The organism is Sinomonas flava (assembly GCF_039531875.1).
Classification (GTDB): Bacteria; Actinomycetota; Actinomycetes; order Actinomycetales; family Micrococcaceae; genus Sinomonas; species Sinomonas flava.
The window spans coordinates 547,899-573,752 of sequence record NZ_BAAAQW010000003.1 but is presented as its reverse complement, the minus strand read 5'-3'; the positions used below and the strand labels follow the sequence as shown (position 1 = coordinate 573,752).

Below are 25,854 nucleotides of genomic sequence, written 5' to 3'. Positions count from 1 at the left end.
GAATGAAGGCGGAGCAGCCGGGGTTTGAATGCATATGCATGGAACTGATTCGGGTTCTCCCGTCCTCCTTGGCCTCAACACCTTCGGCGACGTCGGGCTCGACGAGCACGGTGCGCCCAAGCCGCACGCGCAGGTGATTCGCGAGATCGTCGACGAGGCGGTGCTCGCCGACCAGGTCGGCCTCCACTCGTTCGACGTCGGCGAGCACCACCGGCGCGACTTCGCGGTCTCGGCGCCCGAGGTGGTCCTGGCGGCCATCGCGTCCAGGACGGAGCGCATCAGGCTCGGCTCGGCCGTCACCGTCCTCTCGTCCGACGACCCGGTCCGCGTCTTCCAGCGCTTCTCGACCCTCGACGCCGTCTCCAGCGGGCGCGCCGAGGTCATCCTGGGCCGCGGCTCCTTCATCGAGTCGTTCCCGCTGTTCGGCTTCGACCTCGAGGACTACGAGACCCTCTTCGAGGAGAAGCTCGAGCTGTTCGACCGCGTCCGCTCGCAGAATCCGGTCCGCTGGGAAGGCCGGCACCGCGGGCCCATCAACGGCCTCACCGCCTACCCTCACCTCGAACACGGGCTGCTGCCTGCCTGGATCGGCGTCGGCGGGACGCCGCAGTCGGTCGTGCGCGCGGCGCACTACGGCTACCCCGTGAGCTTCGCGATCATCGGAGGCGAGCCCGCCCGCTTCGCGCCGTACGTCGAGCTGTACAAGCGCTCCCTCGAGAAGTTCGGCAAGCCCTACACGATGCTCGCGACCCACTCGCCCGGGCACGTCGCCGACACCGACGAGCAGGCCCGGGAGGAGCTCTTCCCGCATTGGCTCGCCATGCGCAACCGCCTCGGCGAGGAGCGCGGCTGGGGCCCCGGCAGCCGGACAGAGTTCAACGCCCAGGCATCCCGGCCCGGCGCGCTCTACGTGGGCTCGCCCGAGACCGTGGCCCGCAAGATCGCCGACACCCATCGGGCCCTCGGGACGGAGCGCTTCGACCTCAAGTACTCCAACGGGACCCTCCCGCACAGCGCGATGATGAAGAGCATCGAGCTCTTCGGCACCAAGGTCGCCCCGCTCGTGGCGGACATGCTCGCGTAGGCGCCTCGCCGCCGTCGTCCGTGTGGCGCGGACGACGGCGGGTGCGCCCCTCCCGGTTCCGGCCCACCGCCCGGCGTGCGAGAGAATGGGGGGCATGACCACCTCCGAGGACCTCTTCGCCCGCGCCCGCTCGCTCATGCCGGGAGGGGTGAACTCGCCCGTGCGCGCCTTCGGCTCGGTAGGCGGCACGCCCCGCTTCCTCGTCTCCGCGAAGGGCGCGTACGTGACGGACGCCGACGGCCGCGACTACGCGGACCTCGTGTGCTCGTGGGGGCCGGCGCTGCTCGGCCACGCAGTCCCCGAGGTGCTCGAAGCCGTCCACGCCGCCGTTGACCGCGGCCTCTCCTTCGGCGCGTCCACCCCCGACGAAGCGGCCCTGGCCGAGCTCGTGATCGGGCGAGTCCCCGCCGTCGAGCGCCTGCGCATGGTCTCCACCGGCACGGAGGCGACCATGACCGCCATCCGGCTCGCGCGGGGCTTCACCGGCCGGGACCTCGTGGTGAAGTTCGCGGGCTGCTACCACGGCCATGTCGACGGCCTGCTCGCGTCCGCCGGCTCGGGTGTCGCGACCCTCGCCCTCCCCGGCTCGGCCGGCGTCACCGCGGCGACGGCCGCGGAGACCCTGGTGCTCCCGTACAACGACCTGCCCGCGGTCGAGGCCGCGTTCGGCGAGCACGGCCACCGCATCGCCGCGGTCATCACGGAGGCTGCCCCGGCCAACATGGGAGTCGTGACGCCGGCGGAGGGCTTCAACGAGGGCCTGCGGCGCGTCACGGCGGAGCACGGTGCCCTGTTCATCATGGACGAGGTGCTCACGGGCTTCCGGACCGGCCCCGCGGGGTACTGGGGCCTCACGGGGCAGCGGGAGGGCTGGGCGCCGGACCTGTTCACGTTCGGCAAGGTGATCGGCGGTGGCATGCCCGTGGCTGCGCTCGGCGGCCGCGCGGAGATCATGGACTACCTCGCCCCCCTCGGGCCCGTCTACCAGGCGGGCACCCTGTCGGGGAACCCGGTGGCCATGGCAGCCGGCGTCGCGACGCTCCGGCTCGCCACGGATGCCGTGTACGCCCACATCGATGCGCGCTCCCTCGAGCTCTCCGACGCCCTCTCGAAGGCGCTCGCCGACGAGGGCGTGGACCACACGATCCAGCGGGCCGGCAACCTCTTCTCCGTCGCGTTCGGCACCTCCGAGCGGGGCGTCGCGAACTACGCCGACGCGCAGGCCCAGGAGGCCTTCCGCTATGGGCCGTTCTTCCACTCCATGCTCGACTCCGGCGTGTACCTGCCGCCGAGCGTCTTCGAGGCGTGGTTCCTCTCCGCCGCGCACGACGACGTGGCGATGAACCGGATCATCGAGGCCCTCCCGGCGGCCGCCAAGGCAGCCGCGGCGGCGCTCCCGGGGGCGTAGCGCGGGCGGCTGCGCCGCGCGTCAGGCGACGGCGGCTGCGAGGCTCACGGCCTGCTCGACGAGGAGCAGCCCGCCGATGCCGAGCATGAGGACGCCGCTGACGAGCGTGACGGCCTGTGCGCGCTTCGGCTTGGCGGCCAGGAGGCGCCGTGCCGCGACGGCGACGAGGCTGTAGACGACCACCGTGAAGGCCAGGTGGGTGAGCCCCATGGTGGTCGTCTGGGCGACGACCGGCAGCGGGGAGTCCGTCCGGATGAACTGCGGCATGACGGCGGCGAAGAGCAGCAGCGCCTTCGGGTTGATCCCGCTCGTGCCCAGGCCCTTGAGGAAGTCGAGCACGGGGCCCCGGGTGCCTGCGGCGCCGGCCCGGGTGTCCACGGCGTCGCCGAGGGATCCTCCCGACGGCAGGGTCGCCTCCCCGCCGGTGAAGCCTGCGCGGCGCCAGCTCCGCGCCGTCGTCGCGCCGAGCCAGAGGAGGTAGAGCGCTCCGGCGACCGAGAGCCACGCCACGAGATCCGGACGGGCCGCGAGCAGGACCCCGAGGCCTGCTGCGACGAGCGCGGTGTGGACGATGTAGCCCGCGCACAGCCCCGCGACCGACGGCGCCGGCGATCCCGGGCGGAGGCCGGCGGCGATCGTGTAGGCCCAGTCTGCCCCGGGCGTGAGGGCGAGGGTGAGCGAGATGCCGGCGAAGCCGAGGAACGGGGTCAGGTCCATGCCAGCAAGAGTACGGAGAATCGGGGGAGAAGTGCTCGCCGATTCTCGTGCTTGGTGGCTCGTTTGGGATAGATTCTGAGAGTGATTGATGCTCTCGACAGAAGTATTTTGCGCACGCTGCAGCGGGATGGGCGAATGACCGCGACGGCGCTCGCCTCGGAGGTGGGCCTGACGGTCGCGCCCTGCCACCGCAGGCTCAAGGATCTGGAGTCGAGCGGGGTGATCCGCGGCTATCGGGCCGAGGTGGACCCGGGCAAGGTCGGCCTGGGGTTCGGGGCGATGGTCTTCGTGGCCCTCCGCGAGACCTCCCAGGACGCCATCCGGGCGTTCGAGGACGCGGTGGTCGCGGAGCCCCAGATCATCGAGGGCTACCGGCTCTTCGGCGACCCCGACTTCCTGCTGCGCTGCGTCGCCGAGGACCTGCCTGCGTACCAGCGCCTCTACGACGAGCACCTCGCCGCGCTGCCCGGCGTCGCCAAGCTCACCTCGACCATCGTGATGCGCGACCTCAAGGGCGCCGGAGAGCTGCCCCTGTAGGCGCAGCGTCCGGCTTCCGGCGGGACGCACGACGGCGGGGTCCCCACTGAGTGGCGACCCCGCCGTCGTGCGTGTATGCGGTGGGCGCTGGGATGGGACCCAGGATCAGAGCACGTCGCTCAGGAACCGCTTCAGCCGCTCGGTCTGCGGCGCGTCGAAGACCTGCCCGGGGGGCCCGGACTCGACGGCGACGCCTCCGTCCATGAACGTGACGGTGTCGGAGACGTTGCGCGAGAAGCCCATCTCGTGGGTCACGACGACCATGGTCATGCCACCCTTGGCGAGGTCCGTCATGAGCGCGAGGATTCCCTTGACGAGCTCGGGGTCGAGGGCGGACGTCGCCTCGTCGAAGAACATGACCTCGGGCTTCATGGCGAGTGCGCGCGCGATCGCCACGCGCTGCTGCTGGCCGCCCGAGAGGGTTGCCGGCCGGACGTCCGCCTTGTGCTTCAGGCCCACGAGGTCGAGCTGGGCGAGGGCCTCCTCGCGCGCCTGGTCCTTGGACAGCCCGCGCAGCTTGCGGAGTGCGAACGCGACGTTCTCGCCGACGCTCTTGTGCGGGAAGAGGTTGAACTGCTGGAACACCATGCCGATGCGCCGCCGCAGCTCGTCCGGATTGTCCCTGAGGACCGACTTGCCGTCGAGGAGGATGTCCCCGGCATCAGGCTCGATGAGCCGGTTCATCACGCGCAGGAGCGTCGACTTCCCCGAGCCCGAGGGCCCGATGACCGAGGCCGTCGTGCCCGCGGGGACTGTGAGGTCGATGCCCCGGAGCACCTTGTTGGCGCCGAAGGCGAGGTGGATTCCCTGCGCCTCGAGCGATCCCGAGGAGAACTGGCTCACGGCTGGGCTCCCTTCCCGACGACAGCTGCGGCCTCATCGGGTTCGATCTTCTCTGCGCGCTCCTGCGCGCGGCCCGTCCGCAGGCGGGCATCGATCCAGTTCACGAGGTGCGTGAGCGGAATGGTGAGCACCAGGTAGAAGATGGCAGCGGCGACGTACGGCGAGAGGTTGCCCGTGTTGGCCGCGGTGTCCTGTCCGATCTGGAACAGCTCGCGCTCCCGGGACGTGACGCCGATGGTGAAGACGAGCGACGAGTCCTTGATCAGGGCAATGAACTGGTTCATCAGTGCGGGCAGCACGCGCCGGACCCCCTGTGGCACGACGATCATCCGCATCGACGGACCGTAGCCGAAGCCGAGCGCGCGCGCCGCCTCGAGTTGGCCCTTGTCGACGCTCTGGATGCCCGAGCGGAAGATCTCGCCGATGTACGCGGCCGAGATCAGCGACAGGGCAGCGACACCCATCGGGTAGGGGCTCGTGATCCCTGTGAGCTCACGGAGGATCGGGCCGAAACCCAGGCTGATCGCGAGGATGGTGAGGATCGCCGGGAGCCCACGGAAGATGTCCGTGTACCCCCGGGCGATCCACCTGACCACAGGATTCCGCGAGATCCCCATGAGGGCGAGCAGCATGCCGAGCAGCGTGCCGATGATCCCCGAGGAGATCGCCAGCACGAGCGTGTTCGGCAGGCCGACCGCGAACATGGCGGGGAGGACGTCGCCGATGATCTTCCAGTCGAAGAAGGTCTCGCCGAGTTTGCTGAGGTAATCCATGTGGCCTCTGTCCGTTGACTACTTCGCTTCGCTGACCTTGACGGCCTTGCTTCCCGGCTTCCAGCCCTCCGGCGTCTGGTCCTTCAGCGTCGCGCGGTCCGGGTACCACTGCGCGGTGAGCTTGGACCACGTGCCGTCCGCGATCACGGCGTCGAGGGCCGAGTTCAGGGCGTCAGTGAGGGGCTGGTTGTCCTTCGCGACCGCGTAGGCGGTGAAGTTCTGGGTGTTGACCTTCTTCTGGGCGATCGTCGTCCCGTCGCCGGCCTTGACCTGGCCCTCCGCCTGCTGAGACGGGGCGACCCAAGCGTCGATCTGGCCGCTCTTCACGTTGGCGTAGACGGTGTTGTAGTCCGGGAAGCGCACCGGCTCGAGCTTGAGCGTGTTGCTGACGAAGTCGTCCTGGACCGTGCCCTGGACGACGCCTATGCGGACGCCTTCCTTGAGGTCGTCGAAGGTCTTCACCTTCGCGCCCTCCTTGGTCACGATCGCCATGTAGCCGAAGTCGTAGCCGTTCGTGAAGGCGACAGTCTCGCGCCGCGCATCGGTCGTGGAGATCGAGGAGGAGCCCATGTCGAACTGCTTGGTCTTGACCTGCGCGAGGAGGCTCTGGAACTTCGTGGAGACGAACTCGACCTTGAGGCCGAGCTTCGCGGCCATGGCCTTGAGGAGCTCGTTGTCGTAGCCGGTGAAGTTGCCGCTGCTGTCGATGAAGATGTTCGGCGGCGCGTCGGAGAGGGTGCCGACCTTGATCGTGCCGGGCGTGATCAGTCCCAGCTTGGAGGTGTCGATCTTGTCCAGCGCGGTGACGGAGTCGGTGGTGTACTTGTCGAGGGTCTGCTGGTCGCTGCCCTTGAGGGCATCGCTCGGAGTGCCCGACGACGACGTCGACCCCCCGCCGCAGGCGGCGAGGGTCAGCGCGAGGACGGCCGCAAGGGGGGCGGCAGTAAGCCACTTGGGTGCTTTGAGCTTCATGGAGCCTTCGCTTTCTGGTATGAACGCCGGACGCGCGCTAGCGACGTGCGATCGGCACGTCGGTGGGCGTCATGGGCTGCATACCATTATGAAGGGCGACCGTGCCAGCGTTACAGGCTGAACATATTTCGCAATATTGGGGGGTGCTTCGAAGATGCTTCGAGTCGAGTCGCCAGCGGCGCGCGAGGCCGGGTGGCTCGGCGGCCCTGTCCTGAACCGCGCAGGCCGGATCGCCCGGCGCAGCCAGTCAGCGGGCGCTGTGACTTCTCTCTCACTAGAAGCCGCCTCCGGCGGCATCATGCGGTGCGAGGACGGGCCAGTCGCCCTCGACGACGGCGGTGGGCTTGGTCTTGCGGAGGTACGCCTGGAAGTCGGCTGCCTGCGCGGCGGACCAGTCGACCTGGCTCCTGTGCAGATGCGGGGCCGGCTTGTGGAGCTCAGGGAAGCGGGACGCCATCGCGTCGAGGAGCTGGGCGGCCGCGAGGGCGTCCGCCGCTGACGTGTGGGCGTCGTCGAGGATCACGCCGTACTGCTCGCAGAGCGCTCCGAGGGTGCGCTTGCCCCGCCGGAACTTCTCAACCTGCTTGTTGATGACGTACGGGTCGAGGACCGAGAACCGGGTGAGCTGCGGAAGCCCGTGGCGCGCGCACTCCGCGGCCATGACCGTGAAGTCGTAGGCGGCATTGAAGGCCACCACCGGCGTGCCTGCGTCGAAGAGGGCCTGCAGCGTCTGCGCGACCTCGGCGACGACGGCCGCCGCAGGACGTCCCTCCGCCCTCGCCTTCTCGGTGGTGATGCCGTGCACCTGTGCGGCCTCGGCAGGGATTTCGACACCAGGGTCGGCGAGCCACTCGTGTTCCGCCTCGACGGCGCCGTCGGGCCCCAGTACGACGATGCTCGCGGTCACGATGCGCGCGGCCCTGGAGTTCCGGCCCGTGGTCTCGAGGTCGAAGGCCGCTCGTGCGTTGGTGTTCCAGCTCATGCGGCCACGCTATCCGGGGGCACCGACAATCCATGGGCGCCCACGCCGCCGGCAGTAGGCTGGGACGATGCGGGAGGAGTTCGTCGAGGCGGTCCTGGCCGTCGTCGACCTCGTTCCTCCCGGCTCCGTCGTGTCCTACGGGGATGTCGCGGAGCTCCTCGGGGCAGGCGGCCCGCGGCAGGTCGGTGCGGTGATGTCCCACCACGGCGCCGCCGTGTGCTGGTGGCGCGTCCTCAGGGCGAGCGGCGAGGCGCCCGAGCACCATGAGGCCGCCGCCCTCGAACGCTACCGTGCGGAGGGTACGCCTCTGCGGGGCGATCCCGCGAGGGGAACGCAGAAGGTGGACATCCAACGGGCGCGCTGGGCGCCAACGGATGCCGAGCTCGACGCAGTAGAGGCGATCGCCGACCGCCTCTACGAGCGCCTCCACCGGCACCGGTCCGCGAGCGGGCTGGCGGGACGAGGAATGTCGGACCCGGACAGTGGAATGGACCCATGACCGCCACCGCTTCGCACAGCGTCCCGGCCCTTCGCCTCCTGCCCCCGGCGGACACGTCCACAGGTCCCGCGTGGTCGCCGTCCCCGGACCAGGCGCAGGTCCTTGACCTCACGCGCGGTTCGGGCCCGGTGCTCGTCTGGGGCGCTCCCGGCACCGGGAAGAGCCGGCTGCTGGTGGAGGCGGCCGCGCTCCGTGTGGAACGGGACGGGCTGGACCCTGCACGGGTCCTCCTCCTCGCGCCGTCCCGGGCGGCATCCGCGCGCCTGCGTGACGCCTTCACGGCGCGGCTCGAGCGGAGCCTCAGCGCTCCGCCGGCCCGCACCTGGTCCTCCTACGCTTTCGACCTCATCCGCCGTGCGCGCGCCGAAGGCCGACTCGACTGGCTGCCCCGCGCGCCGCGGCTCCTGTCGGGTGCCGAGCAGGACCTCATCATCAAGGAGCTGCTCGAGGGCCACCGCGTGTCGGGGAGCGGGCCGGCGTGGCCGGACGGCTTCGGGCCGGCGCTGTCCACCCGCGGCTTCCGGCAGGAGGTGAGGGAGCTCTTCGACCGCGTCACCGAGTACGGCACGACGGCGGACGAGCTCGCCGACCTGGGCCGCCGGGCGGGGCGTCCCGAATGGGAGGCTGCCGCCCACCTGTACGCGGAGTACCGGGACGTCCTCGAACTGCGCATGCCGGAGGCGTTCGACCCGGCCGGCATCATCACGGCAGCACGGATGATCCTCCTCGAGGACCCCGGGCTGCTGGCGGACGAGCGCGGCCGCCTCGAGCTCATCTGCGTCGACGACGTCCAGGAGTCGACCCCCTCGGTCCTCGAACTCCTCGCAGTGCTGGGAGAGGGCCGAGATGTCCTCGCAACCGCGGCGCCGGACGTCGTCGTCCAGGGGTTCCGTGGCGCACGCCCGGAACTCGTGCCCCGTCTCCGCGGGCTCCTCGGCTCGCTGACGGAAGTCTCGCTCACCACCTCGCACCGGCTGCCCGAAGGCGTCGCCGAGGCCTGGAAGAGCGTGGCGCAGCGGATCTCCACCGTCCCAGGCGGGCGGGCGGCACGACGGCTCACCGCGGATGGCTGGGAAGCGGGCACGGAGCAGGACCGGCTGTCCACCGCGGAGGCCCACGTCCTCCACTCCTCGCTCCACGAGCTGCGCTACCTCGCCCACCGGATCCAGGACGCGAGGCTTCTGGGTGGGATCGGCTACGGCGAGATGGCAGTCATCGTCAGGTCAGGAGCGAAGCTCGAGCAGATCCAGCGGTTCCTCGCGGGGCAGGGCGTCCCCGTCAAGGTGCCCGTCGCCGAGACGGCGGTCCGGGACGAGGCGGCCGTCCGCCCCCTCCTGACCGCGTTCCGCATCGCGCTGGCACCGCACGAGCTCACACCCGAGACCGCCGTCGAACTCCTCACCTCCCGCCTCGGAGGCGCCTCGGCCCTGGACCTGCGAAGGCTGCGGCAGGCCCTGCGCCAGGTCGAGCTCTCCGAGGGCGGGGGCCGTTCGAGCGATGCCCTCCTCGTCGAGGCGCTCGAGGCGCCCGCCGCGCTCGACGGGCTCGGGCTCGAGGCGGGCGCGGCCCGTCGGATCGCCCGGGTGATCGCGCGGGGGCGCAGCGCCGCCGCGGAGCCCGGAGCGACCGCCGAGACAGTCCTGTGGGCCCTGTGGGAGGCCGCTGGCCTCGCCCGCCGCTGGTACGAGCTCGCCCTTGCCGGGGGTCCTCTCGGTCTGCGTGCAGACCGGGACCTCGACGCACTCATGGCGCTCTTCCACACGGCGGAGCGGTACGTGGATCGGCTTCCCGGCGCATCCCCGGGACAGTTCCTCGACTACCTCACCGAGCAGGAGCTGCCGATGGACACCTTGGCTCCCCGCGCCCAGGCGGAGGACGCCGTCGAGCTCCTGACCCCCGCGAGCGCAGCGGGCCGGGAGTGGCGGCTCGTATTCGTCGCCGGGCTGCAGGACGGGGTCTGGCCGAACACCAGGCTGCGTGGTGAGCTGCTGGGCAGCACGCTGTTCGCCGACTGCCTCGAGCTCGGCGTCGTGTCGGCTCTGCTCGTGGGGCCACGTGCGAGGGTGACAGACATCCGGTACGACGAGCTGCGCAGCTTCTCGGCGGCCATCTCCCGCGCCTCCGAACGGCTCGTCTGCACGGGCGCGTCGAACGAGGACGAGATTCCCAGCCCGTTCCTGGACTACGTTGCACCGCCGCCCGAAGGCGTGGACGCAGTGCGGCCCTACACCGACGTGCCCCGGACCCTGGGCCTGCGGCCCCTCGTCGCGGAGCTCAGGCAGGCCGTCGAGGCGGGGGATCGGGATGCGGAGGACGCGGCAGCCATTCTGTCCCAGCTCGCGGCTGCGGGGGCTCCTGGAGCCCATCCCGGCGAGTGGTACGGACTCGCGCCGTTGACCAGCACGGGGCCTGTCGTTCCCGAGGACGGCGCCGTCTACGTCTCCCCGTCCCGCATCGAGACGGCGACGAAGAACCCCCTCGACTGGTTCGTGTCCGCCGCCGGAGGCGAGGCTGCGACGGACTTCGCGCGCAGCCTCGGAACCCTTGTGCACGGAATCGCGCAGGATGTCCCGTGCGGAAGCACAGCCGACTACCTCGCCGAGCTCCGGCGGCGCTGGCCCAGTCTCGGGCTGCCGGACACGTGGGAAGGGCACGTCGACTTCGAACGCGCCGCCGGGATGGTCGAGAAGCTCGCGCAGTACGTGCGCGCCAACGGCCGCGAGCTGCTGGGCGTCGAGGTGGACTTCGAGGCCTCCTTGGCGGGCCACGGCACCGCTGAGGTCGCCGCCCGCACCGTCCTGCGGGGGCAGGTGGACCGGCTCGAGCTCGACAGCGCAGGGCGGCTCGTCGTCGTCGACCTCAAGACCGGGCGGCGCAAGCCCGCCGCGGACGAGATCGACGAGCACGCCCAGCTCGCGGCCTACCAGGTCGCCGTGGCGGTGGGCGCCTTCGAAGGGCACGACGGCGCGCCTGGGGGCGCCGAGCTGGTGCAGCTCGGCGAGAAGACGAAGAAGCTCAGCATCCAGCAGCAGGCCGCCCTGGAGGACGCCGCCTGGGCCATCAGGCTCGTCGAGTCGGCGGCCGAGACGATGGCCGCGGCGGAATTCGAGGCGCGCCACGAGCCGGGGTCCGGATTCTCCGGCGGGTGCCGGCTGCCCGACATCTGCCCGCTGTGCGTGCGGGGAAGGCAGGTGACCGAATGAGCGCCGACCTTGCCGCCGGCCTTGAGGGCGCAGGCCGGGAGGCCCCGGGTGTCCTGCCCGATCCACGCTTCACACCCGAGGAGCTCGCGGACCTCCTCGGCCAGCACCGGCCCACGGCGCAGCAGTCGGAGATCATCTCTTCCCCCCTCGAGCCCCGCCTCGTCATTGCGGGTGCGGGCTCGGGGAAGACGGCGACGATGGCGGACCGGGTCGTCTGGCTCGTCGCCAACGGATGGGTCCGACCCGAGGAGATCCTCGGGGTGACCTTCACGCGGAAGGCAGCAGGCGAGCTTGCAGCGCGCATCAGGGCGCAGCTGGTCCGGCTCTCGCGGCTCGCGCGCCGCGGCATCGTGGGCATCGCCGCGGCAGCGGCGGACCCGCAGGCGCTCGAGCCGACGGTCTCCACCTACCACTCCTTCGCCAACACGGTCGTGCAGGACCACGGCCTGCGCCTCGGTGTCGAGCGTGACGCCGTCCTGCTGGGGGCCGCACAGTCGTTCCAGCTTGCCGCCCGTGTGGTCGAGTCGTACGACGGCGCGGTCTGGGACGGCTTCCCTGCGAAGACCACCCTGATCTCCGCGGTCCTGCAGCTCTCGGGCGAGTGCGCCGAACACCTGCGCGACCCCGCCGAGGTCCGGGAATGGCTCGAGGCGACTGCGGACCAGTTCGAGGGCCTCGCGCTCTCGAGCGGTCGCGGCGGCCCCGCCTCTGCGGCCGCGAAGCTGCTCTCCACCTTCCGGACACGGGCTCTGGTGGCCGGCCTGGTCGCACGCTACGCGGAGGCGAAGACGGCACGCGGCGCCCTCGACTTCGGCGACCTCGTCGCGCTCGCCGCCCGCATCGCCTCCACGGTGCCCCAGGCGGGACAGCTCCTGAGGCACCAGTACCGCACCGTCCTCCTCGATGAGTTCCAGGACACCTCCCATGCCCAGGCCGTGCTGTTCTCGCAGCTGTTCGGTGCCGGCCACGCGGTGACCGCCGTCGGAGACCCGAACCAGTCGATCTACGGCTTCCGGGGCGCCTCCGCTGGCCAGCTCGAGGGGTTCCCGCACCTGTTCCCGCGGTCGACGGCTGACGGCGGCTGGGCGCCGGCGTGGACCAGCCACCTCACGACTGCGTGGCGCAACAGCGTCAGGGTCCTCGCCACGGCGAATGCCGTCTCCGGTCCCCTCGGCGGGCCGCCCGCGTACTCACCCCGCAGCGCCCTCGTAGACGTGCGCCGGCTCGAACCGCGTCCCGGCGCGCGTGAAGGCCGCGTCCTGCTGGCCCGATTCGCCGACGAACGCGAGGAAGCTGAGGCCGTGGCGGACCAGCTGGCTGCGTTCCGGCGCGACTGGTTCAGCGGGCGGCCGGGGGAGCGGGCCGGTGCGGGCTCCGAGGGTCCCACCATGGCCGTGCTGTGCCGGAAGCGCTCGCAGTTCGCGGCGATCCGACGCGAATTCGAGCGCCGCGGCCTGCCGTTCGAGGTCGTAGGTCTCGGGGGGCTGCTCGACACCCCCGAAGTCGTAGACATGGTCTCCGCGCTGCGGGTCATTGCCGACCCCGGCCGCTCCGACGCGCTCATGCGGCTCATGGCCGGGGCCCGATGGCGGATCGGTCCGGCAGACCTCATGGCACTGGCTGACTGGTCGCGGCACCTTGCCTCGATGCGGCGGGCGGCGGCACGGCCGCGCGACGAGGATCTCGACGCGCCCGGGACGGCCGAGGAGACCCTCGTGGAGGGCGACCTCGCCGAGGCGGCCAGCCTTGTCGAGGCAGTCGACCGCCTCCCGCGGCCCGGGTGGACCTCGGGCGCGGGGCGTTCCCTCAGCGACGAGGGGCTGTCACGGCTGGGGCGGCTGTGCGACGAGCTTCGCTCCCTGCGCGCCCTCGCCGGCGACGATCTGGGAACTCTCATCTCGCACGTCGAACGCACGCTCCTGCTTGACATCGAGCTCGCAGCGCGCCCAGGCGTCTCCGTCCATGCCGCGAGGAGGAACCTCGATGCCTTCGCCGAGGCTGCGGCGTCTTTTCTCGCCCAGGCCCAGAGGGCGGACCTGCTCGCGTTCCTCGCATGGCTCGACGCCGCGGCCCAAGAGGAGTCCGGCCTCGACATGGCCCCCTCCGAGCCGGCGCCGGGGGCGATCCAGCTCCTCACGGTCCACGCCTCCAAGGGCCTCGAATGGGATGCCGTGGTTGTCGCAGGGCTCAATCACGGCATGTTCCCCTCGGGCGGCAACGACCGGTGGACCTCGGGGCAGGCTGCACTGCCCTGGCCGCTGCGGGGAGACCGCGATGACCTTCCGCAGATGGATCTCGACCACCCCGACAAGAAGGGCTGGGTGGAGGCGGAGAAGCTGCTCGCCGAGGATGCCACCGAGCATGCAGAGCGCGAGGACAGGCGCCTCGCGTATGTCGCCTTCACCCGGGCGCGGTCCCTCCTGATGGCCACCGCCTTCGGGTGGACCAGCACACGCTCGAAGCCCATGGCGGCATCCCCCTTCCTTGAAGAACTCCGTGGGATCGCCGAGCCCGAGGGCTTCGAAGTCCTCACATGGGCCGAGGATGACGAGCTCCCCGAGGAGAACCCGCTGCGGGCCGAGGACGAACGTTCCCCGTGGCCGTACGACCCGCTGGAAGGGCCGGTCGACGCCGCGACCGGCGCCCGGCGTAGCCTCGCCCCGGGACGCCGCGACGCCGTCGAAGCCGCAGCGGCCACGGTCCTGGCGAGGCTGCACGACGCGAGTCCCGGACCTGGAACGGACGGGCAGGCGTCGACCGGGCGTGCCGCCCTCTGGGCGAGGGAGGCCCGGCTCCTTCTCGCCGAGCGGGCCCGGAGCCGCGACACCTCCTCGGTCCGCCTCCCTCAGCATGTCTCGGCCTCGACGCTCATGGCTCTGGGAGAGGACCCGGAGTCCGTCGTGCGCCAGCTGCGCCGTCCCGTGCCCCGGCGCCCCGGCATGGCCGCCCGCCGGGGCACCGCCTTCCATGCCTGGGTCGAGGAGTTCTTCGGCACGAGCGCCATGCTGGATCTCGACGGGCTGGACAGCTCGGACGAGCATGTGGACGAGGCCTACGAGCTCTCAGCCCTCGTGGCCGAGTTCAAGCGCTCGGAGTGGGCGCACCGGCGTCCCGCGCACGTCGAGGTGCCCATCGAGACGCGGGTGGGGCCCGTCGTCGTGCGTGGGCGCATCGATGCGGTCTTCCGCGACGCCGACGGCGGCTGGGACCTCGTGGACTGGAAGACAGGGCACGCGCCGAAGGGCGCGGATGCGAAGGCACGGTCGGTCCAGCTGGCGGTGTACCGGCTCGCGTGGTCGCGCCTCACCGGTGCTCCGGTCGAGAGGATCCGGGCAGCGTTCTGCTACCTTGCGGACGGCACCGTGGTCAGGCCTGACCGGCTTGCGGGCGAGGCAGAGCTCGAGGCCATCGTTGCGGCCGCCGTCAGCTGACCGGGCAGAGCCTCGTCGGCATCACGCGGCCCGATCAGCCGAGGTGCCCACCGGGTCGGCGGCCTGGAGCCCCGTCAGCGGCCAGCCTCTGAGGCGCGGACGATGGGGACCGCGTCCGTCGGGGCCTCAGGTTCGCGGGACACGACGATGACGCTGGCTCCGGCGTCGTCGGAACCAGCGGAACCGTCCCCGTGGCCCGCGTCGTCGGCGTCGTCCTCGGTACGCCGCGCCGCGGGGCCGCGGTCCGCCTCGCTGTCGTCCGCCTCGATGTCCTCGGCGAGCTGCCCGAGCATCTGCTCGGCATCGCGGGCAGCGTCCACGTCATGCAGGGCGAGCGCCTTGACGAGGTACTGCGCGAGGGCGAACTCGGCCGCCAGCGCCGCGCGGCGGGCCAGCTGGGGATCGACTGGCTCCTTCCGTGCCGCGTGGTACGCGGCGAGCACCGCATCGATGAATCCCTGCTCATTGGATCCCACGAGCCAGGCCATGTCGTCGGCGGGGTCTCCGATGCGCAGGTCGGTCCAGCCCGTCACGGCCGTCACCTTGTCGTCCTCGATGAGGAGGTTGTCCTCGTGCAGGTCACCGTGCACGACAGTCGGGTGGAAACGCCAGAGCGTGACATCTTCCATCGCCTGCTCCCAGCGCTTCAGCAGGATGGGCGGGATCTTGCCGGTCGTCGCAGCCTGATCGAGTTCGTTGAGGCGACGCTGGCGGAATCCGTTGGCGGAGTAGGCCGGGAGGTCGGCGTCGTCGACGATCTCCTGCGGGAGCCCGTGGATGGCGGCGAGAGTGGCGCCGATCTCCTGCGCGAGCGTGGCGCTCCCGGCTGCCAGATCATCGAGCTCGCGGACCGTGCCGGTGAGGTTCGTGTAGACGCAGGTGGTGAGGTCGCCGAGGCGCACTGTCCCGGCGACGGCCGGCATCTGGAACGGGAGCTCGGCGCGCACCGACGGTTCGAAGGCCCTGAGCACCGTCAGCTCGGTCTCGAGGCGCGCGCTTGCCTCGGTTCCGCGGGGGCAGCGGATCCGCCACTTGCGGCCGTCTGCAGTCTCGAGCACGGCGGCATCGAAGTCCGTCGCGTCGTCGGGGGAGGCGGCGACAGCGGTCGGCCGCAGGCCCGGGACGGCGGCGGTGGCAATGGCGGCCAGCTCGAACGGTGTGCGCTTCACGCTGTCCACGCTAGCCCGACGTCCCGGGCGGATCACGGATCCACGCCGAGCGGAGTCTGACGAGGACATCGAGGAGAGGGTGCGGGCGACTGTCCACAGCGGTGGCGAGGATGTGCGGCTGTCGGACCGGGTCAGTACCGTAGAGTCCATGAGTTCCGCCCCTCTCGAGTCGTCCGTGTCCCCTGTGCCCTCCCGCGCCGCGCTCGCGGCGTTCGACGGCGGGGGCCCGGCCGCGGGGCACCTCTCCGAACGGCTCCTGAGGGTGCAGGACGCCGTGCTGGACCGCCGTTCCGCCGAACGGGCTGACGCCTCCTTCCTGCCCTCGGTCCTCCGCCTCCCGGGCACGGTTGCCGTCCTCTTCTCCCAGCGCCGTGCCGCGCACAGCGGTGACCGCCTCACGTTCCTTCCCGCGCGCGACCTCCCGGCGGAGTGGCTCAGCGGCCTCGTGGTCTACCTGGGCCGGCTTCCCTCGGAACGCACGACTGCGTGGACGGCCCCCGGTGCCGACGTGGTCCTCGTCGTCCTGCCCGAACCGGTCGAGCCCGTGGCAGCGGTCATGTCGGAAACTGCAGGCGAGGGCGCGGCCCTTCTGCCGGAAGACACCCACTGGGCCGGATTCCGCGAGTCGGGCCCCGATCTCGACATGACCGAGGCTGCGATCCTCCTGGAGGCGACCGCTATTGCCAACTGGCACGAGACCCACCCCCGCTGTCCCCGCTGCGGTGCCCCCACCGCCGTCGTCCACAGCGGATGGGTGCGCCAGTGCCCCGACGACGGCTCCGAGCACTTCCCGCGGACCGACCCTGCGATCATCGTGACCGTGGTGGGACCGGACGGCCGTCTGCTTCTCGGGACGGGCGCCCGGATGCGCGCGAACATGTTCTCGACGCTTGCGGGCTTCGTCGAGCCGGGGGAGTCCCTCGAGCAGGCGGTGGCCCGCGAGGTCGGCGAGGAGGTCGGGGTGCGGATCTCGGACTGCCAGTACCTGGGGTCCCAGCCCTGGCCGTTCCCGGCGTCGCTCATGCTCGGCTTCACGGCGCGCACCGAGGACACAGCAGCCCAGGCCGACGGCGAGGAGGTCCTGAGGGCTCGCTGGTTCACGCGTGAGGAACTGCAGTCCGCCAACCTGTCCGGTGAGATCACTCTCCCGAGCCGGCTTTCGATCTCACGCGCCCTCATCGAGCACTGGTTCGGAGGCCCCATCGCGGAGCCCGCACGGGAGGGCAAGTGAGCGACGCGGCTCCCGGCCTCGCGCCGGACAGCCTGGAGGCGCGCCTGCTCGGCGGCCTCGACGAGGAGCAGCGCGCGGTGGCGACGACCCTCCACGGCCCGGTCTGCGTCCTGGCCGGTGCGGGCACGGGCAAGACGCGCGCCATCACGCACCGCATCGCCTACGGCGTCCACTCCGGCGTCTACTCGCCGCAGCGGCTCCTCGCCGTGACCTTCACCGCGCGGGCCGCAGCGGAGATGCGCTCCCGCCTGCGCGACCTCGGGGCGGGCGGCGTGCAGGCCCGCACGTTCCACGCGGCGGCGCTGCGCCAGCTCCAGTACTTCTGGCCCCAAGCCGTCGGCGGAGCCCTCCCGGGCCTGCTCGAGCAGAAGGCGCAGGCCATCGCCGAATCCGCGCGACGCCTCCGGCTCACGGTGGACCGGGCAGCAATCCGAGATCTCGCCTCCGAGATCGAATGGGCCAAGGTATCCATGCTGACCCCGTCCACCTACCTCGAGGGCGCGGCAGGCCGCGGCGAGCCGGGCGGCCTCCAGCCTCCCACGGTCGCCAGGCTGTTCGAGGCGTACGAGGACGTCAAGGTCGACCGCAACCTCATCGACTTCGAGGACGTCCTGCTGATCACGGTCGGCATCCTCCAGGAGGACCCCAAGGTGGCAGCGACGGTCCGGGAGCAGTACCGGCACTTCGTGGTCGACGAGTACCAGGACGTCTCGCCCCTCCAGCAGCGGCTCCTCGAGCTGTGGCTCGGCGGCCGCGAAGAACTGTGCGTCGTCGGGGACGCGAGCCAGACGATCTACTCGTTCACCGGCGCCACGAGCGCCCACCTGCTCGAGTTCGGCAAGCGGCACCCCGAGGCCGCGATCATCCGCCTCGTGCGCGACTACCGCTCGAGCCCGCAGGTCGTGCGACTCGCGAACGAGCTGCTCGCCTCCCGCCGCCCGGCCGGACCGGCGGCCGACGCGCGGTGGGCGCAGCCCCTCACGCTCGTGGCCCAGCGCCCGAACGGGCCGGAACCCGAGTTCGCAGAGTGCACGGATGACGAAGCGGAGGCAGCCGCCGTCGCCCGCCGCATCTCCGAGCTCGTCGCCGCGGGGACGGAGCCGAAGGACGTCGCGGTGCTCTTCCGCACCAACGGCCAGTCCGAGGCGTTCGAGCAGGCGCTCTCGTCCGCCGGGATCGGCTACCAGCTGCGCGGCGGCGAGCGCTTCTTCAACCGGCGCGAGGTCCGCGACGGCCTCCTCCAGCTGCGCGGTGCAGCGCGCGCGGCCGCGGACGACGGCGTGCCGGTGGGCCAGCGGGTGCGTGACGTGCTGTCCTCGCTTGGCTACTCCGAGCAGGCACCCACGGGCGGCGGGGCGACCCGGGAGAGGTGGGAGTCGCTCGCGGCGCTCGTGCACCTTGCCGACGAGCTCTCCGAGGCGCGCGGTGAGGGGTTCGGGCTGTCAGAATTCGTCGCCGAGCTCCAGGAGCGCTCCGCCGCCCAGCACGCCCCGGCCGTCCAGGGCGTCACGCTTGCGTCGCTGCACTCGGCCAAGGGCCTCGAGTGGGACGCCGTGTTCCTCGTCGGGCTGAGCGAGGGGCTCATGCCTATCTCGTTCGCGGATTCGCCTGTGACCGTGGACGAGGAACGGCGCCTGCTCTATGTGGGGATCACCCGGGCGCGGGAATTCCTGCACCTCTCCTGGTCCCTGTCCCGGACGCCGGGCGGACGAGCCCACCGCCGGCCGTCGCGGTTCCTCGACGGGCTCCGTCCCGGGGGAGCGGTGGCATCGCACTCCGGCGGGGCGACGCGGAAGGGCCGCCGCGAGCTCAAGGGACCCACAACGTGCCGCGTCTGCGGTGCCATCCTGTCCACCGGCGCTGAACGGAAGGTGGGGCGCTGCTCGAACTGCCCGCCGAGCTATGAGGAGGCCACTTTCGAGGCACTGCGAAGCTGGCGGCTCGAGCAGGCGCGGGAGGCCGACGTTCCGGCCTTCGTCATCTTCACAGACGCCACGCTCACGGCGATCGCCGAGGCCAAGCCGTCGAGCCTTGCCGAACTGTCCCAGGTGGCCGGGGTGGGCAAGGCCAAGCTCGAGCGCTACGGTGACGCCGTCCTGGAGCTGCTCCGTGACGCGTGAGGCGCCGCGCGTCGAGGTACGGCGTTCGGCGCGCCGCCGGAAGACGGTCTCGGCGTTCTGGGAGGGGGACATGGCCGTGGTCGCCATCCCCGCCGGGTTCTCGCGCGCGCAGGAGGCCGACTGGGTCGAGCGCATGGTCGCGCGGCTCCAGCAGGACACCGCCCGGCGCCGCGGGTCCGCGACGGACGAGGCCCTGATGGGCCGCGCCCTCGCGCTCGCGGAGACCTACCTCGGCGGACAGGCGCGGCCGGCGTCCATCCGGTGGGTCACGAACCAGCGCCGCCGGTGGGGCTCCTGCACACCGAGCGAGCGGACCATCCGGCTCTCGCACGAGCTCCAGGGGATGCCGTCGTGGGTTGTCGACTACGTGATCCTCCACGAGCTCGCGCATCTTCTCGTCTCCGGCCACGGACCAGCCTTCTGGCGTCGCCTCGAGGGCTATCCGCGCCTGGCGGAGGCCAAGGCCTTCCTCGCCGGTGCTGCCTTCGGGGCCTCTCGCGTCCCGGGAGGCCCACAGCCGGACGGCGACGACCCGACGGATGCTGGCTGGGGTCTTACCGGAGACGAGGAACACCCTTAAAATCTGGCCATGAGCGAGCTCCCAGCCAGCTACCAGAGGTACCTCCAGGGCCGCGACGAGGCCTTCATCGAGACCGTCCGGCCCATCCTGCTCCAGTCCGCCGCGGAGGAGACGTTCGGGGTCCGCGTCGTGGTTGTCCCGCACGTGCTGCAGGCGCACCTCGACGAACGGATCCCGTACGGGGAGATCGTCGAGGATCTCGACTGATCCGACGATCCCGGCCCGCGCCTCAGGCGCGGGGTGCCTCCGGGCCGTCGTCGTCCCCGTCGGTGCGCCCGTCCGGTGTGCCTTCGGCCGGATCGTCGTCCCTGCTGCCGTCCGCGGCCTCGCCCTGGGGTTCGGCAGTATCGCTCCCGGGCTCTCCGCTGGGCGTGTCGAAGCCGCCGGCGAGGAGCTTCGCCAGTGCCTCGTCGACTTCGGAATCCTTGGCCTCGGCGAGCGAGCGCCTGGCTGAGAAGCCCTTCGGGTCATCGAGGTCCTCCGCCGTGGGCAGCAGGTCCGGATGCTTCCAGATGTCGTCCCTGCCAGCCACGCCCCGCTCCTGCGTCAGCGAGTTCCACAGGGTGGCCGCGTCCCGCAGGCGGCGGGGACGCAGCTCGAGGCCCACGAGGGAGGCGAAAGCGTGCTCGGCGGGGCCACCGGTGGCCCGGCGGCGGCGGACTGCCTCGCGCAGGGCCGCGGCCGAGGGCAGCACACCTTCGGTCGCAGCCGCGGTGAGCTCGTCCACCCAGCCCTCGACGAGGGCGAGTGCGGTCTCGAGCTTGACGAGCGCGGCCTCCTGCGCAGGCGTGCGCTGCGGCATGAAGACCCCGCCCTGCAGCGCCTGCTGGACGGACTCCGGGTTGCTCGGGTCGATGTCCCGGGCGAGTTCCTCGATCCGCGAGACATCGATGTGGATGCCGCGGGCATAGTCCTCGATGGCGCCGAGCAGGTGGCTCCGCAGCCACGGAACGTGCATGAAGAGGCGGGCATGGGCGGCTTCGCGCACGGCGAGGTAGAGGCGGACGTCCCCCTCGGGGAGTCCTAGACCCTCGCCGAACTTCGCCACATTGGCGGGCAGGAGGGCCATCTCGAGGTCGACCAGGGGCACGCCGATGTCGGACGAGCTCACGACCTCGCCCGAGAGGGCGCCGATCGCCGCGCCGAGCTGCATCCCGAAGATCGTCCCGCCCATGTTCGTCAGCATCGAGGAGGCGCCCCCGAGCATGCCCTTCATCTCTTCGGGCATCTGCTCGGTCAGGGCTTTGGACAGGGCGCCGGCGATGCTGTTCGCCACCGGTTCGGTCAGGCGGCGCCACGTGCCCATGGTGGCCTCGATCCACTCGGCCTTGGACCAGCCCCGCCCGATGATGCCCGTCCCGGGGAAATCGGTCACGGGGTCGAGCCACATCTCCGCCAGACGCAGCGCCTCATCGACATCGCGGTTCTGCGAGGCGCCGACAGACGGGTCCGAGGCGGCGGCCGCCGTCCGGCGCGCATGGTCGTGGGCAAGGTTCCAGTTGACCGGGCCGTCCCCCGTGGGGGCGGCCATCATGGCCTGCACCTGCTCGAACATCTGGCGCAGGACCGCGGGATCATCCGGCAGCCCCGCAGCCTTGGCGATCTCGGTGGGGTCGAAGCCGCCAGCGCCCGCGCCGCCCATGAGCTTGCCGAAGAGCTCGGACAGCGGGTCCTGGGGCTCGTCGTCGTGGCCCGAAGGCTTGTCAGGAGAGGTCATCATTCCGCCGATCGATGCGCTGGTCAGGACACCCTCACGGTACCGCGGTGCCGCTGGCGTGTCTCCGGGGCCAGCCACTCTTTCGCTGTCGGCTCAGCGCCGCCGCCCGGTGTGTCGTCGTGCTCGCCACCGGCAGGGCGACGTCGGGCGGGGGCCCCGGCTGACAGCGCGCTGCCAGCGATGGCCCGTAGGCTGTCCTGTGCAGCGGTGAGGACCGCGGAAGGAAGGCGGCGCAGGCGTGAGCGATCCCCAGCCGGCACGGGAGGTGCGGGAGGACGGCGTCCGCGCGTCCGCTGACGAGCCGGCCCCCGCCGGCCGCAGTCGGTCCCGGACGAACGGCGGTGGGCGGAGCACCCGGGGTGAGGCCCAGATCGGGCGCGGTTTCGCTGCCCTCATGGCCGGCGTCGCCACACTTGTGCTGGGCGCGACCGTCATGAGCGTGCCGGTGCCGTTCGTCGTGGGGGTCCCCGGACCCACCTACAACGCGCTCGGGTCTGCCGAGGGCAAGGACGTCATCTCCGTCGCCGGCCACGACACCTACCCCGCGTCCGGCGCCCTCGACCTCACCACGGTCTACATGCGCGGCGGTCCTGCGAGCGATGTGGGGCTGGTGGAGCTGGCACGCTCGTGGTTCGACTCTTCCCGGGAGATCCTGCCCGAGGACGTCGTGTACCCCAAGGGCGTCACACGGCAGCAGATCAGCGATGAGAACGCAGCCCAGATGGACGATTCGCAGCACACTGCCGTGGCGGCCGCGCTCCGCGAGCTCGGCATCCCCTTCGAGCAGCAGCTGAACGTGGGAAGCGTCCCGGACGGCTCCCCCTCGAGCGGGAAGCTCCGCGCGGGCGACCGCCTCCTGAAGGTCGCCGGGCGCGCCGCGGATACGCTGCCCGCGGTCCAGGCCGCCGTCGCGGCCGGGCAGGGCACGCCCGTCGAGGTGGTCGTGCTCCGCGACGGGGCCCAGGTCACCCAGACCGTCACCCCGACGTACAACTCGGGGCGGTGGCTGTTAGGCATCGGCATCCGCTACAGCTTCACCTTCCCCTTCACCGTCGACGTCCAGCTCAGCAACGTGGGCGGCCCCAGCGCGGGGATGATGTTCGCGCTCGCCATCTACGACAAGCTCACCCCGGGTGACCTGACCGGGGGAAAGCACATCGCTGGAACCGGCACCATCGGACCCGACGGACGGGTCGGTTCCATCGGCGGCATCGCGCAGAAGCTCCACGGTGCCCGCGACGCCGGCGCGACCCTCTTCCTCGCCCCTGCCGGGAACTGCGACGAGGTCGTGGGCCACATCCCCGACGGGCTCGCAGTCGTCAAGGTCTCCACCCTGAACGACGCGCGCACCGCCGTCGAGGGATACGCCCGTGGGGAGGACCCCGCCGGGATGCCGCAGTGCACTGCGCAGTGACGCCGCCGCGAGGGGGAGCCGATCGGTCGCGGGCCTCGTCTCCGAATCGTTACCCGACAGCCCGCTCCGCGGGGAACTGCTCTGCCGCGCCGGGCGTGCTTGACTAAGACCGACTGGACAACGCAGCACTGGACAACGAGGTACGCCGTGACATCCCGCCCTGAAGGCACGCTCCGCCCACCGCGACGCAGACGAGGGGCGCTGATCCCGACGCTCGTGATCGTCGCCGTCCTCGCTGTCGCCTTCGTCCTGTTCGCCCAGGTCTTCACCGACGTCCTGTGGTACCAGCAGCTTGGCTTCCTGGATGTCTTCATCAGGCAGAACCTCGCCCGGGTCATCGTCTTCATCGTGGCGGTGCTGGTCATGGCCGGCGCGATCTACCTCGCGATGCGCAGCGCCTACCGGGCGCGGCCGGTGTACGCGCCCGACGGCGGACCGCAGGACCCCCTCAGCCGCTACCAGGAGCAGCTCGAACCGGTGCGCCGGATCGTCATGGTGGCCGTCCCGATCGTGTTCGGCCTCTTCGCGGGGGCCGCGGCGGCGAGCCAGTGGCAGAAGGTCGTCCTGTTCTTCAACCAGGAGTCCTTCGGGGTCAGCGATCCCGAGTTCAACATCGACATCAGCTTCTACCTCATGACGCTGCCGTTCCTCGGCACGCTCGTGGGCTTCCTCCTCGGCGTCGTCGTGATCGCCGGCATCGCCGGGCTCCTGACCCACTACCTGTACGGGTCGATCCGCATCAGCGAGAGCGGGATCTACACGGCGCGGCCGGCGCAGCTCCATCTCGCGATCTCGGGTGCGGCCCTCCTGCTCCTCATCGCCGCGAACTTCTGGCTCGACCGGTACAGCGCCGTCTTCAACGCCTCGGGCCGGGTCTCCGGTGCCCTGTACACGGACGTCAATGCCGTCATCCCGACGAAGGCGATCCTTGCCATCGCCGCCGCGATCGTCGCGGTCCTGTTCATCGTCGCGGCCGTGATCGGCCGCTGGCGGCTGCCCCTGATCGGCACGGCCATGCTCGTCATCACCGGCATCCTGGCCGGCGGCGTCTACCCGTGGGCGATCCAACAGGTCCAGGTGCGCCCGTCAGAGCAGAACGTCGAGCGGCCGTACATCGAGCGCAACATCAACTCGACGCGCGCCGCCTACGGTCTGGACAAGGTCGAGGTCCAGGACTACAAGGCCACGACGGACGCAACTCCCGGCGCGCTGCGCAAGGACGCCCAGACGACGGCCAACATCCGCCTCCTCGACCCGACGCTCGTCTCGTCGACGTTCCAGCAGCTCGAGCAGTACCGCCCGTACTACCAGTTCGCGCCGTCGCTCAACGTGGACCGCTACACCGTGGACGGGAAGGTCCAGGACACCGTCATCGCCGTCCGCGAGCTCAACCCCCAGGGGCTCTCGCCGAGCCAGCAGTCCTGGTACAACAACCACATCGTCTACACCCACGGCTACGGCGTCGTCGCCGCCTACGGCAACAAGTCGACGGTCGAGGGCAAGCCCGTCTTCATGCAGTCCGGCATTCCCTCCACAGGCGTGCTCGGCACCGACGACAGCTACCAGCCGCGCATCTACTTCGGCGAGTACTCTCCCGAGTACTCGATCGTGGGCGGCCCCGAGGGCTCGCCGGCACGCGAGCAGGACAGGCCTCAGGGCGGCACGGGGGAGACCCAGTACACGTTCAGCGGCAACGGCGGCCCCAACGTCGGCAGCTTCTTCAACAAGCTCCTGTACGCGGTCAAGTTCCAGAGCACTGACCTCCTCTTCTCCGACGGCGTCAACCCCCAGTCGCAGATCCTCTACGACCGCAACCCGAGGGAGCGGGTCCAGAAGGTCGCCCCGTACCTGACCATCGACGGCAACATGTACCCGGCCGTCGTGGACGGACGCGTGAAGTGGATCGTCGACGGCTACACCACGAGCCAGTACTACCCGTACTCCCAGCAGCAGCAGCTGCAGCAGGTGACGGCCGATTCGCTGACCGCGGCCGGCCGCACGAGCCAGCTGCCGGCGTCGACCGTCAACTACATCCGGAACTCCGTCAAGGCCACCGTCGACGCCTACGACGGATCCGTCACCCTGTACGCGTGGGACGACCAGGACCCGTTGCTCAAGGCGTGGGAGAAGGTCTTCCCCAGTACGGTGAAGCCGATCAGCGAGATGTCCGGCAGCCTCATGAGCCATGTGCGGTACCCGGAGGACCTGTTCAAGGTCCAGCGCGAGCTCCTCGGCCGCTACCACGTGACGGATCCGGACAGCTTCTACAAGAACGACGACGTCTGGAGCGTCCCGAACGACCCGACGGTCACGACGACGGGCGTCAAGCAGCCGCCGTTCTACATGAGCCTCCAGATCCCGGACCAGACGGTGCCGGCGTTCCAGCTGACGTCGAGCTACATCCCGCAGATCGTCGAGGGCGGAACCTCGCGCGAGGTCATGTACGGATTCCTTGCCGCGGACTCGGATGCCGGCAGCAAGGCCGGCGTGAAGGGCACGGAGTACGGGAAGCTGAGGCTCCTGCAGCTGCCGACCGACACCCTGGTCCCTGGCCCGGGACAGGTCCAGAACAAGTTCAACTCGGATCCGAGCGTCTCCCAGGCCCTCAATCTCCTGAGACAGGGCGCCTCGGACGTGCTGAACGGCAACCTCCTGACCCTGCCTGTCGGCGGCGGCCTCCTGTACGTGCAGCCGGTGTACGTCAAGTCGACGGGCACCACCTCGTACCCGACCCTCCAGCGCGTGCTCGTCGCGTTCGGCGACAAGATCGGCTTCGCCCCGACGCTCGACGCCGCCCTCGACCAGCTCTTCGGCGGTGATTCAGGCGCGACGGCCGGGGACTCCGACAAGAACAAGCCGGGCCAGACGCAGCCGACCCCGCAGGCGCCGACGGGCAACGCGGCCGCAGACGCCCAGGCCCAGCTCAAGGCGGCCCTCCAGGATGCGAGCCAGGCAATCAAGGACGGACAGACCGCCCTCGCATCGGGCAACTTCGCCGCCTACGGCGAGGCGCAGCAGAAGCTGAGCGCGGCGCTGCAGCGGGCCATCGACGCCGAGGGGAAGGTCGCGCAGGCCGGCGGCTCGGCCGGTTCCGGTGCTTCGCCGACTCCGACTCCCACCCCGACCCCTAGCAAGACCGGCTAGCGGATCGGACCGGAGTCCAGGACTGCAGCG

General features: G+C 71.1%; 19 protein-coding genes. 12 read left to right on the top strand and 7 right to left on the bottom strand.

What is annotated here, in order from left to right:
* The first annotated feature begins 34 nt into the window (after positions 1-34).
* A complete protein-coding gene (locus tag ABD298_RS05295) occupies positions 35-1,084 on the top strand; it encodes an LLM class flavin-dependent oxidoreductase (protein WP_344298605.1) in 1,050 nt (349 codons plus the stop codon).
* Positions 1,085-1,169: 85 nt separating this feature from the next.
* Positions 1,170-2,492, top strand: coding sequence for a glutamate-1-semialdehyde 2,1-aminomutase (gene hemL / locus ABD298_RS05290; protein ID WP_425564317.1), 1,323 nt, complete (start codon positions 1,170-1,172; stop codon positions 2,490-2,492).
* A 21-nt stretch (positions 2,493-2,513) separates the two neighbouring features.
* Here the strand turns inward: hemL and ABD298_RS05285 are convergent, their stop codons facing one another.
* Entirely contained in the window at positions 2,514-3,209 is a 696-nt protein-coding gene (locus ABD298_RS05285; protein ID WP_344298602.1) for a LysE family translocator, read from the bottom strand.
* Positions 3,210-3,290: 81 nt separating this feature from the next.
* Here ABD298_RS05285 and ABD298_RS05280 point away from each other — a divergent pair, with 81 nt between their 5' ends.
* A complete protein-coding gene (locus tag ABD298_RS05280; RefSeq protein ID WP_344298601.1) occupies positions 3,291-3,746 on the top strand; it encodes an Lrp/AsnC family transcriptional regulator in 456 nt (151 codons plus the stop codon).
* Between the two features lie 105 nt (positions 3,747-3,851).
* Here the strand turns inward: ABD298_RS05280 and ABD298_RS05275 are convergent, their stop codons facing one another.
* The 4 genes from ABD298_RS05275 to ABD298_RS05260 form a co-directional block, all read right to left on the bottom strand.
* Positions 3,852-4,589, bottom strand: a complete 738-nt coding sequence (locus ABD298_RS05275; protein ID WP_344298600.1) for an amino acid ABC transporter ATP-binding protein — start codon at positions 4,587-4,589, stop codon at positions 3,852-3,854.
* Positions 4,586-5,362, bottom strand: coding sequence for an amino acid ABC transporter permease (locus ABD298_RS05270; RefSeq protein WP_344298598.1), 777 nt, complete (start codon positions 5,360-5,362; stop codon positions 4,586-4,588). The genes ABD298_RS05275 and ABD298_RS05270 overlap by 4 nt, the downstream gene beginning before the upstream one ends.
* 18 nt (positions 5,363-5,380) lie before the next feature.
* Complete coding sequence (locus tag ABD298_RS05265; RefSeq protein ID WP_344298597.1) at positions 5,381-6,334, bottom strand: ABC transporter substrate-binding protein; 954 nt, start codon at positions 6,332-6,334, stop codon at positions 5,381-5,383.
* A gap of 274 nt (positions 6,335-6,608) precedes the next feature.
* Positions 6,609-7,316, bottom strand: a complete 708-nt coding sequence (locus ABD298_RS05260) for a 3'-5' exonuclease (protein WP_344298596.1) — start codon at positions 7,314-7,316, stop codon at positions 6,609-6,611.
* Positions 7,317-7,383: 67 nt separating this feature from the next.
* On the opposite strand from ABD298_RS05260, the gene ABD298_RS05255 reads away from it, so the two are divergent.
* The 3 genes from ABD298_RS05255 to ABD298_RS05245 are packed head-to-tail and all read left to right on the top strand — an operon-like array spanning position 7,384 to position 14,449.
* The gene (locus ABD298_RS05255) at positions 7,384-7,815 is read left to right on the top strand and encodes an MGMT family protein (RefSeq protein ID WP_344298595.1); all 432 of its coding nucleotides are present in this window, start codon (positions 7,384-7,386) and stop codon (positions 7,813-7,815) included.
* On the top strand, positions 7,812-11,018 hold the full coding sequence (locus ABD298_RS05250; protein ID WP_344298594.1) for an ATP-dependent helicase: 3,207 nt from the start codon (positions 7,812-7,814) through the stop codon (positions 11,016-11,018). The genes ABD298_RS05255 and ABD298_RS05250 overlap by 4 nt, the downstream gene beginning before the upstream one ends.
* Positions 11,015-14,449: an ATP-dependent helicase gene (locus ABD298_RS05245; RefSeq protein WP_344298593.1), complete on the top strand. Its 3,435-nt coding sequence runs from the start codon at positions 11,015-11,017 to the stop codon at positions 14,447-14,449. The genes ABD298_RS05250 and ABD298_RS05245 overlap by 4 nt, the downstream gene beginning before the upstream one ends.
* Positions 14,450-14,523: 74 nt before the next feature.
* Here ABD298_RS05245 and ABD298_RS05240 read toward each other — a convergent pair whose 3' ends face one another.
* A complete protein-coding gene (locus tag ABD298_RS05240) occupies positions 14,524-15,618 on the bottom strand; it encodes a phosphotransferase (RefSeq protein ID WP_344298592.1) in 1,095 nt (364 codons plus the stop codon).
* 148 nt (positions 15,619-15,766) lie between these two features.
* Here ABD298_RS05240 and nudC point away from each other — a divergent pair, with 148 nt between their 5' ends.
* From nudC to ABD298_RS05220, 4 genes are read left to right on the top strand one after another with little or no spacing between them, the layout of a single operon-like run.
* Positions 15,767-16,849, top strand: coding sequence for an NAD(+) diphosphatase (gene nudC, locus ABD298_RS05235; protein ID WP_344298591.1), 1,083 nt, complete (start codon positions 15,767-15,769; stop codon positions 16,847-16,849).
* A complete protein-coding gene (locus tag ABD298_RS05230; protein ID WP_344298590.1) occupies positions 16,846-18,969 on the top strand; it encodes an ATP-dependent DNA helicase UvrD2 in 2,124 nt (707 codons plus the stop codon). Before nudC ends, ABD298_RS05230 begins: the two co-directional genes overlap by 4 nt.
* Positions 18,959-19,549 (top strand): M48 family metallopeptidase, encoded by a 591-nt coding sequence (locus ABD298_RS05225; RefSeq protein ID WP_425564316.1) that lies wholly within the window; start codon positions 18,959-18,961, stop codon positions 19,547-19,549. The genes ABD298_RS05230 and ABD298_RS05225 overlap by 11 nt, the downstream gene beginning before the upstream one ends.
* A 9-nt stretch (positions 19,550-19,558) precedes the next feature.
* Positions 19,559-19,756: a hypothetical protein gene (locus tag ABD298_RS05220; protein WP_208709427.1), complete on the top strand. Its 198-nt coding sequence runs from the start codon at positions 19,559-19,561 to the stop codon at positions 19,754-19,756.
* 22 nt (positions 19,757-19,778) lie between these two features.
* On the opposite strand, the gene ABD298_RS05215 is transcribed toward ABD298_RS05220, so the two are convergent.
* A complete protein-coding gene (locus ABD298_RS05215; protein ID WP_344298589.1) occupies positions 19,779-21,269 on the bottom strand; it encodes a zinc-dependent metalloprotease in 1,491 nt (496 codons plus the stop codon).
* Positions 21,270-21,504: 235 nt separating this feature from the next.
* On the opposite strand from ABD298_RS05215, the gene ABD298_RS05210 reads away from it, so the two are divergent.
* A complete protein-coding gene (locus ABD298_RS05210; RefSeq protein ID WP_344298587.1) occupies positions 21,505-22,680 on the top strand; it encodes a YlbL family protein in 1,176 nt (391 codons plus the stop codon).
* 147 nt (positions 22,681-22,827) lie between these two features.
* Positions 22,828-25,824, top strand: coding sequence for a UPF0182 family membrane protein (locus tag ABD298_RS05205; protein WP_344298586.1), 2,997 nt, complete (start codon positions 22,828-22,830; stop codon positions 25,822-25,824).
* Positions 25,825-25,854: the final 30 nt, after the last annotated feature.

What these genes read in the sequence shown, in the direction of transcription:
- ABD298_RS05215 (WP_344298589.1), bottom strand. Translation starts at nt 21,269, where the DNA reads ATGATGACCTCTCCTGACAAGCCTTCGGGCCACGACGACGAGCCCCAG.
- ABD298_RS05255 (WP_344298595.1), top strand. Translation starts at nt 7,384, where the DNA reads ATGCGGGAGGAGTTCGTCGAGGCGGTCCTGGCCGTCGTCGACCTCGTT.
- nudC (WP_344298591.1), top strand. Translation starts at nt 15,767, where the DNA reads ATGAGTTCCGCCCCTCTCGAGTCGTCCGTGTCCCCTGTGCCCTCCCGC.
- ABD298_RS05220 (WP_208709427.1), top strand. Translation starts at nt 19,559, where the DNA reads ATGAGCGAGCTCCCAGCCAGCTACCAGAGGTACCTCCAGGGCCGCGAC.
- hemL (WP_425564317.1), top strand. Translation starts at nt 1,170, where the DNA reads ATGGGGGGCATGACCACCTCCGAGGACCTCTTCGCCCGCGCCCGCTCG.
- ABD298_RS05245 (WP_344298593.1), top strand. Translation starts at nt 11,015, where the DNA reads ATGAGCGCCGACCTTGCCGCCGGCCTTGAGGGCGCAGGCCGGGAGGCC.
- ABD298_RS05270 (WP_344298598.1), bottom strand. Translation starts at nt 5,362, where the DNA reads ATGGATTACCTCAGCAAACTCGGCGAGACCTTCTTCGACTGGAAGATC.
- ABD298_RS05265 (WP_344298597.1), bottom strand. Translation starts at nt 6,334, where the DNA reads ATGAAGCTCAAAGCACCCAAGTGGCTTACTGCCGCCCCCCTTGCGGCC.
- ABD298_RS05260 (WP_344298596.1), bottom strand. Translation starts at nt 7,316, where the DNA reads ATGAGCTGGAACACCAACGCACGAGCGGCCTTCGACCTCGAGACCACG.
- ABD298_RS05295 (WP_344298605.1), top strand. Translation starts at nt 35, where the DNA reads ATGCATGGAACTGATTCGGGTTCTCCCGTCCTCCTTGGCCTCAACACC.
- ABD298_RS05285 (WP_344298602.1), bottom strand. Translation starts at nt 3,209, where the DNA reads ATGGACCTGACCCCGTTCCTCGGCTTCGCCGGCATCTCGCTCACCCTC.
- ABD298_RS05250 (WP_344298594.1), top strand. Translation starts at nt 7,812, where the DNA reads ATGACCGCCACCGCTTCGCACAGCGTCCCGGCCCTTCGCCTCCTGCCC.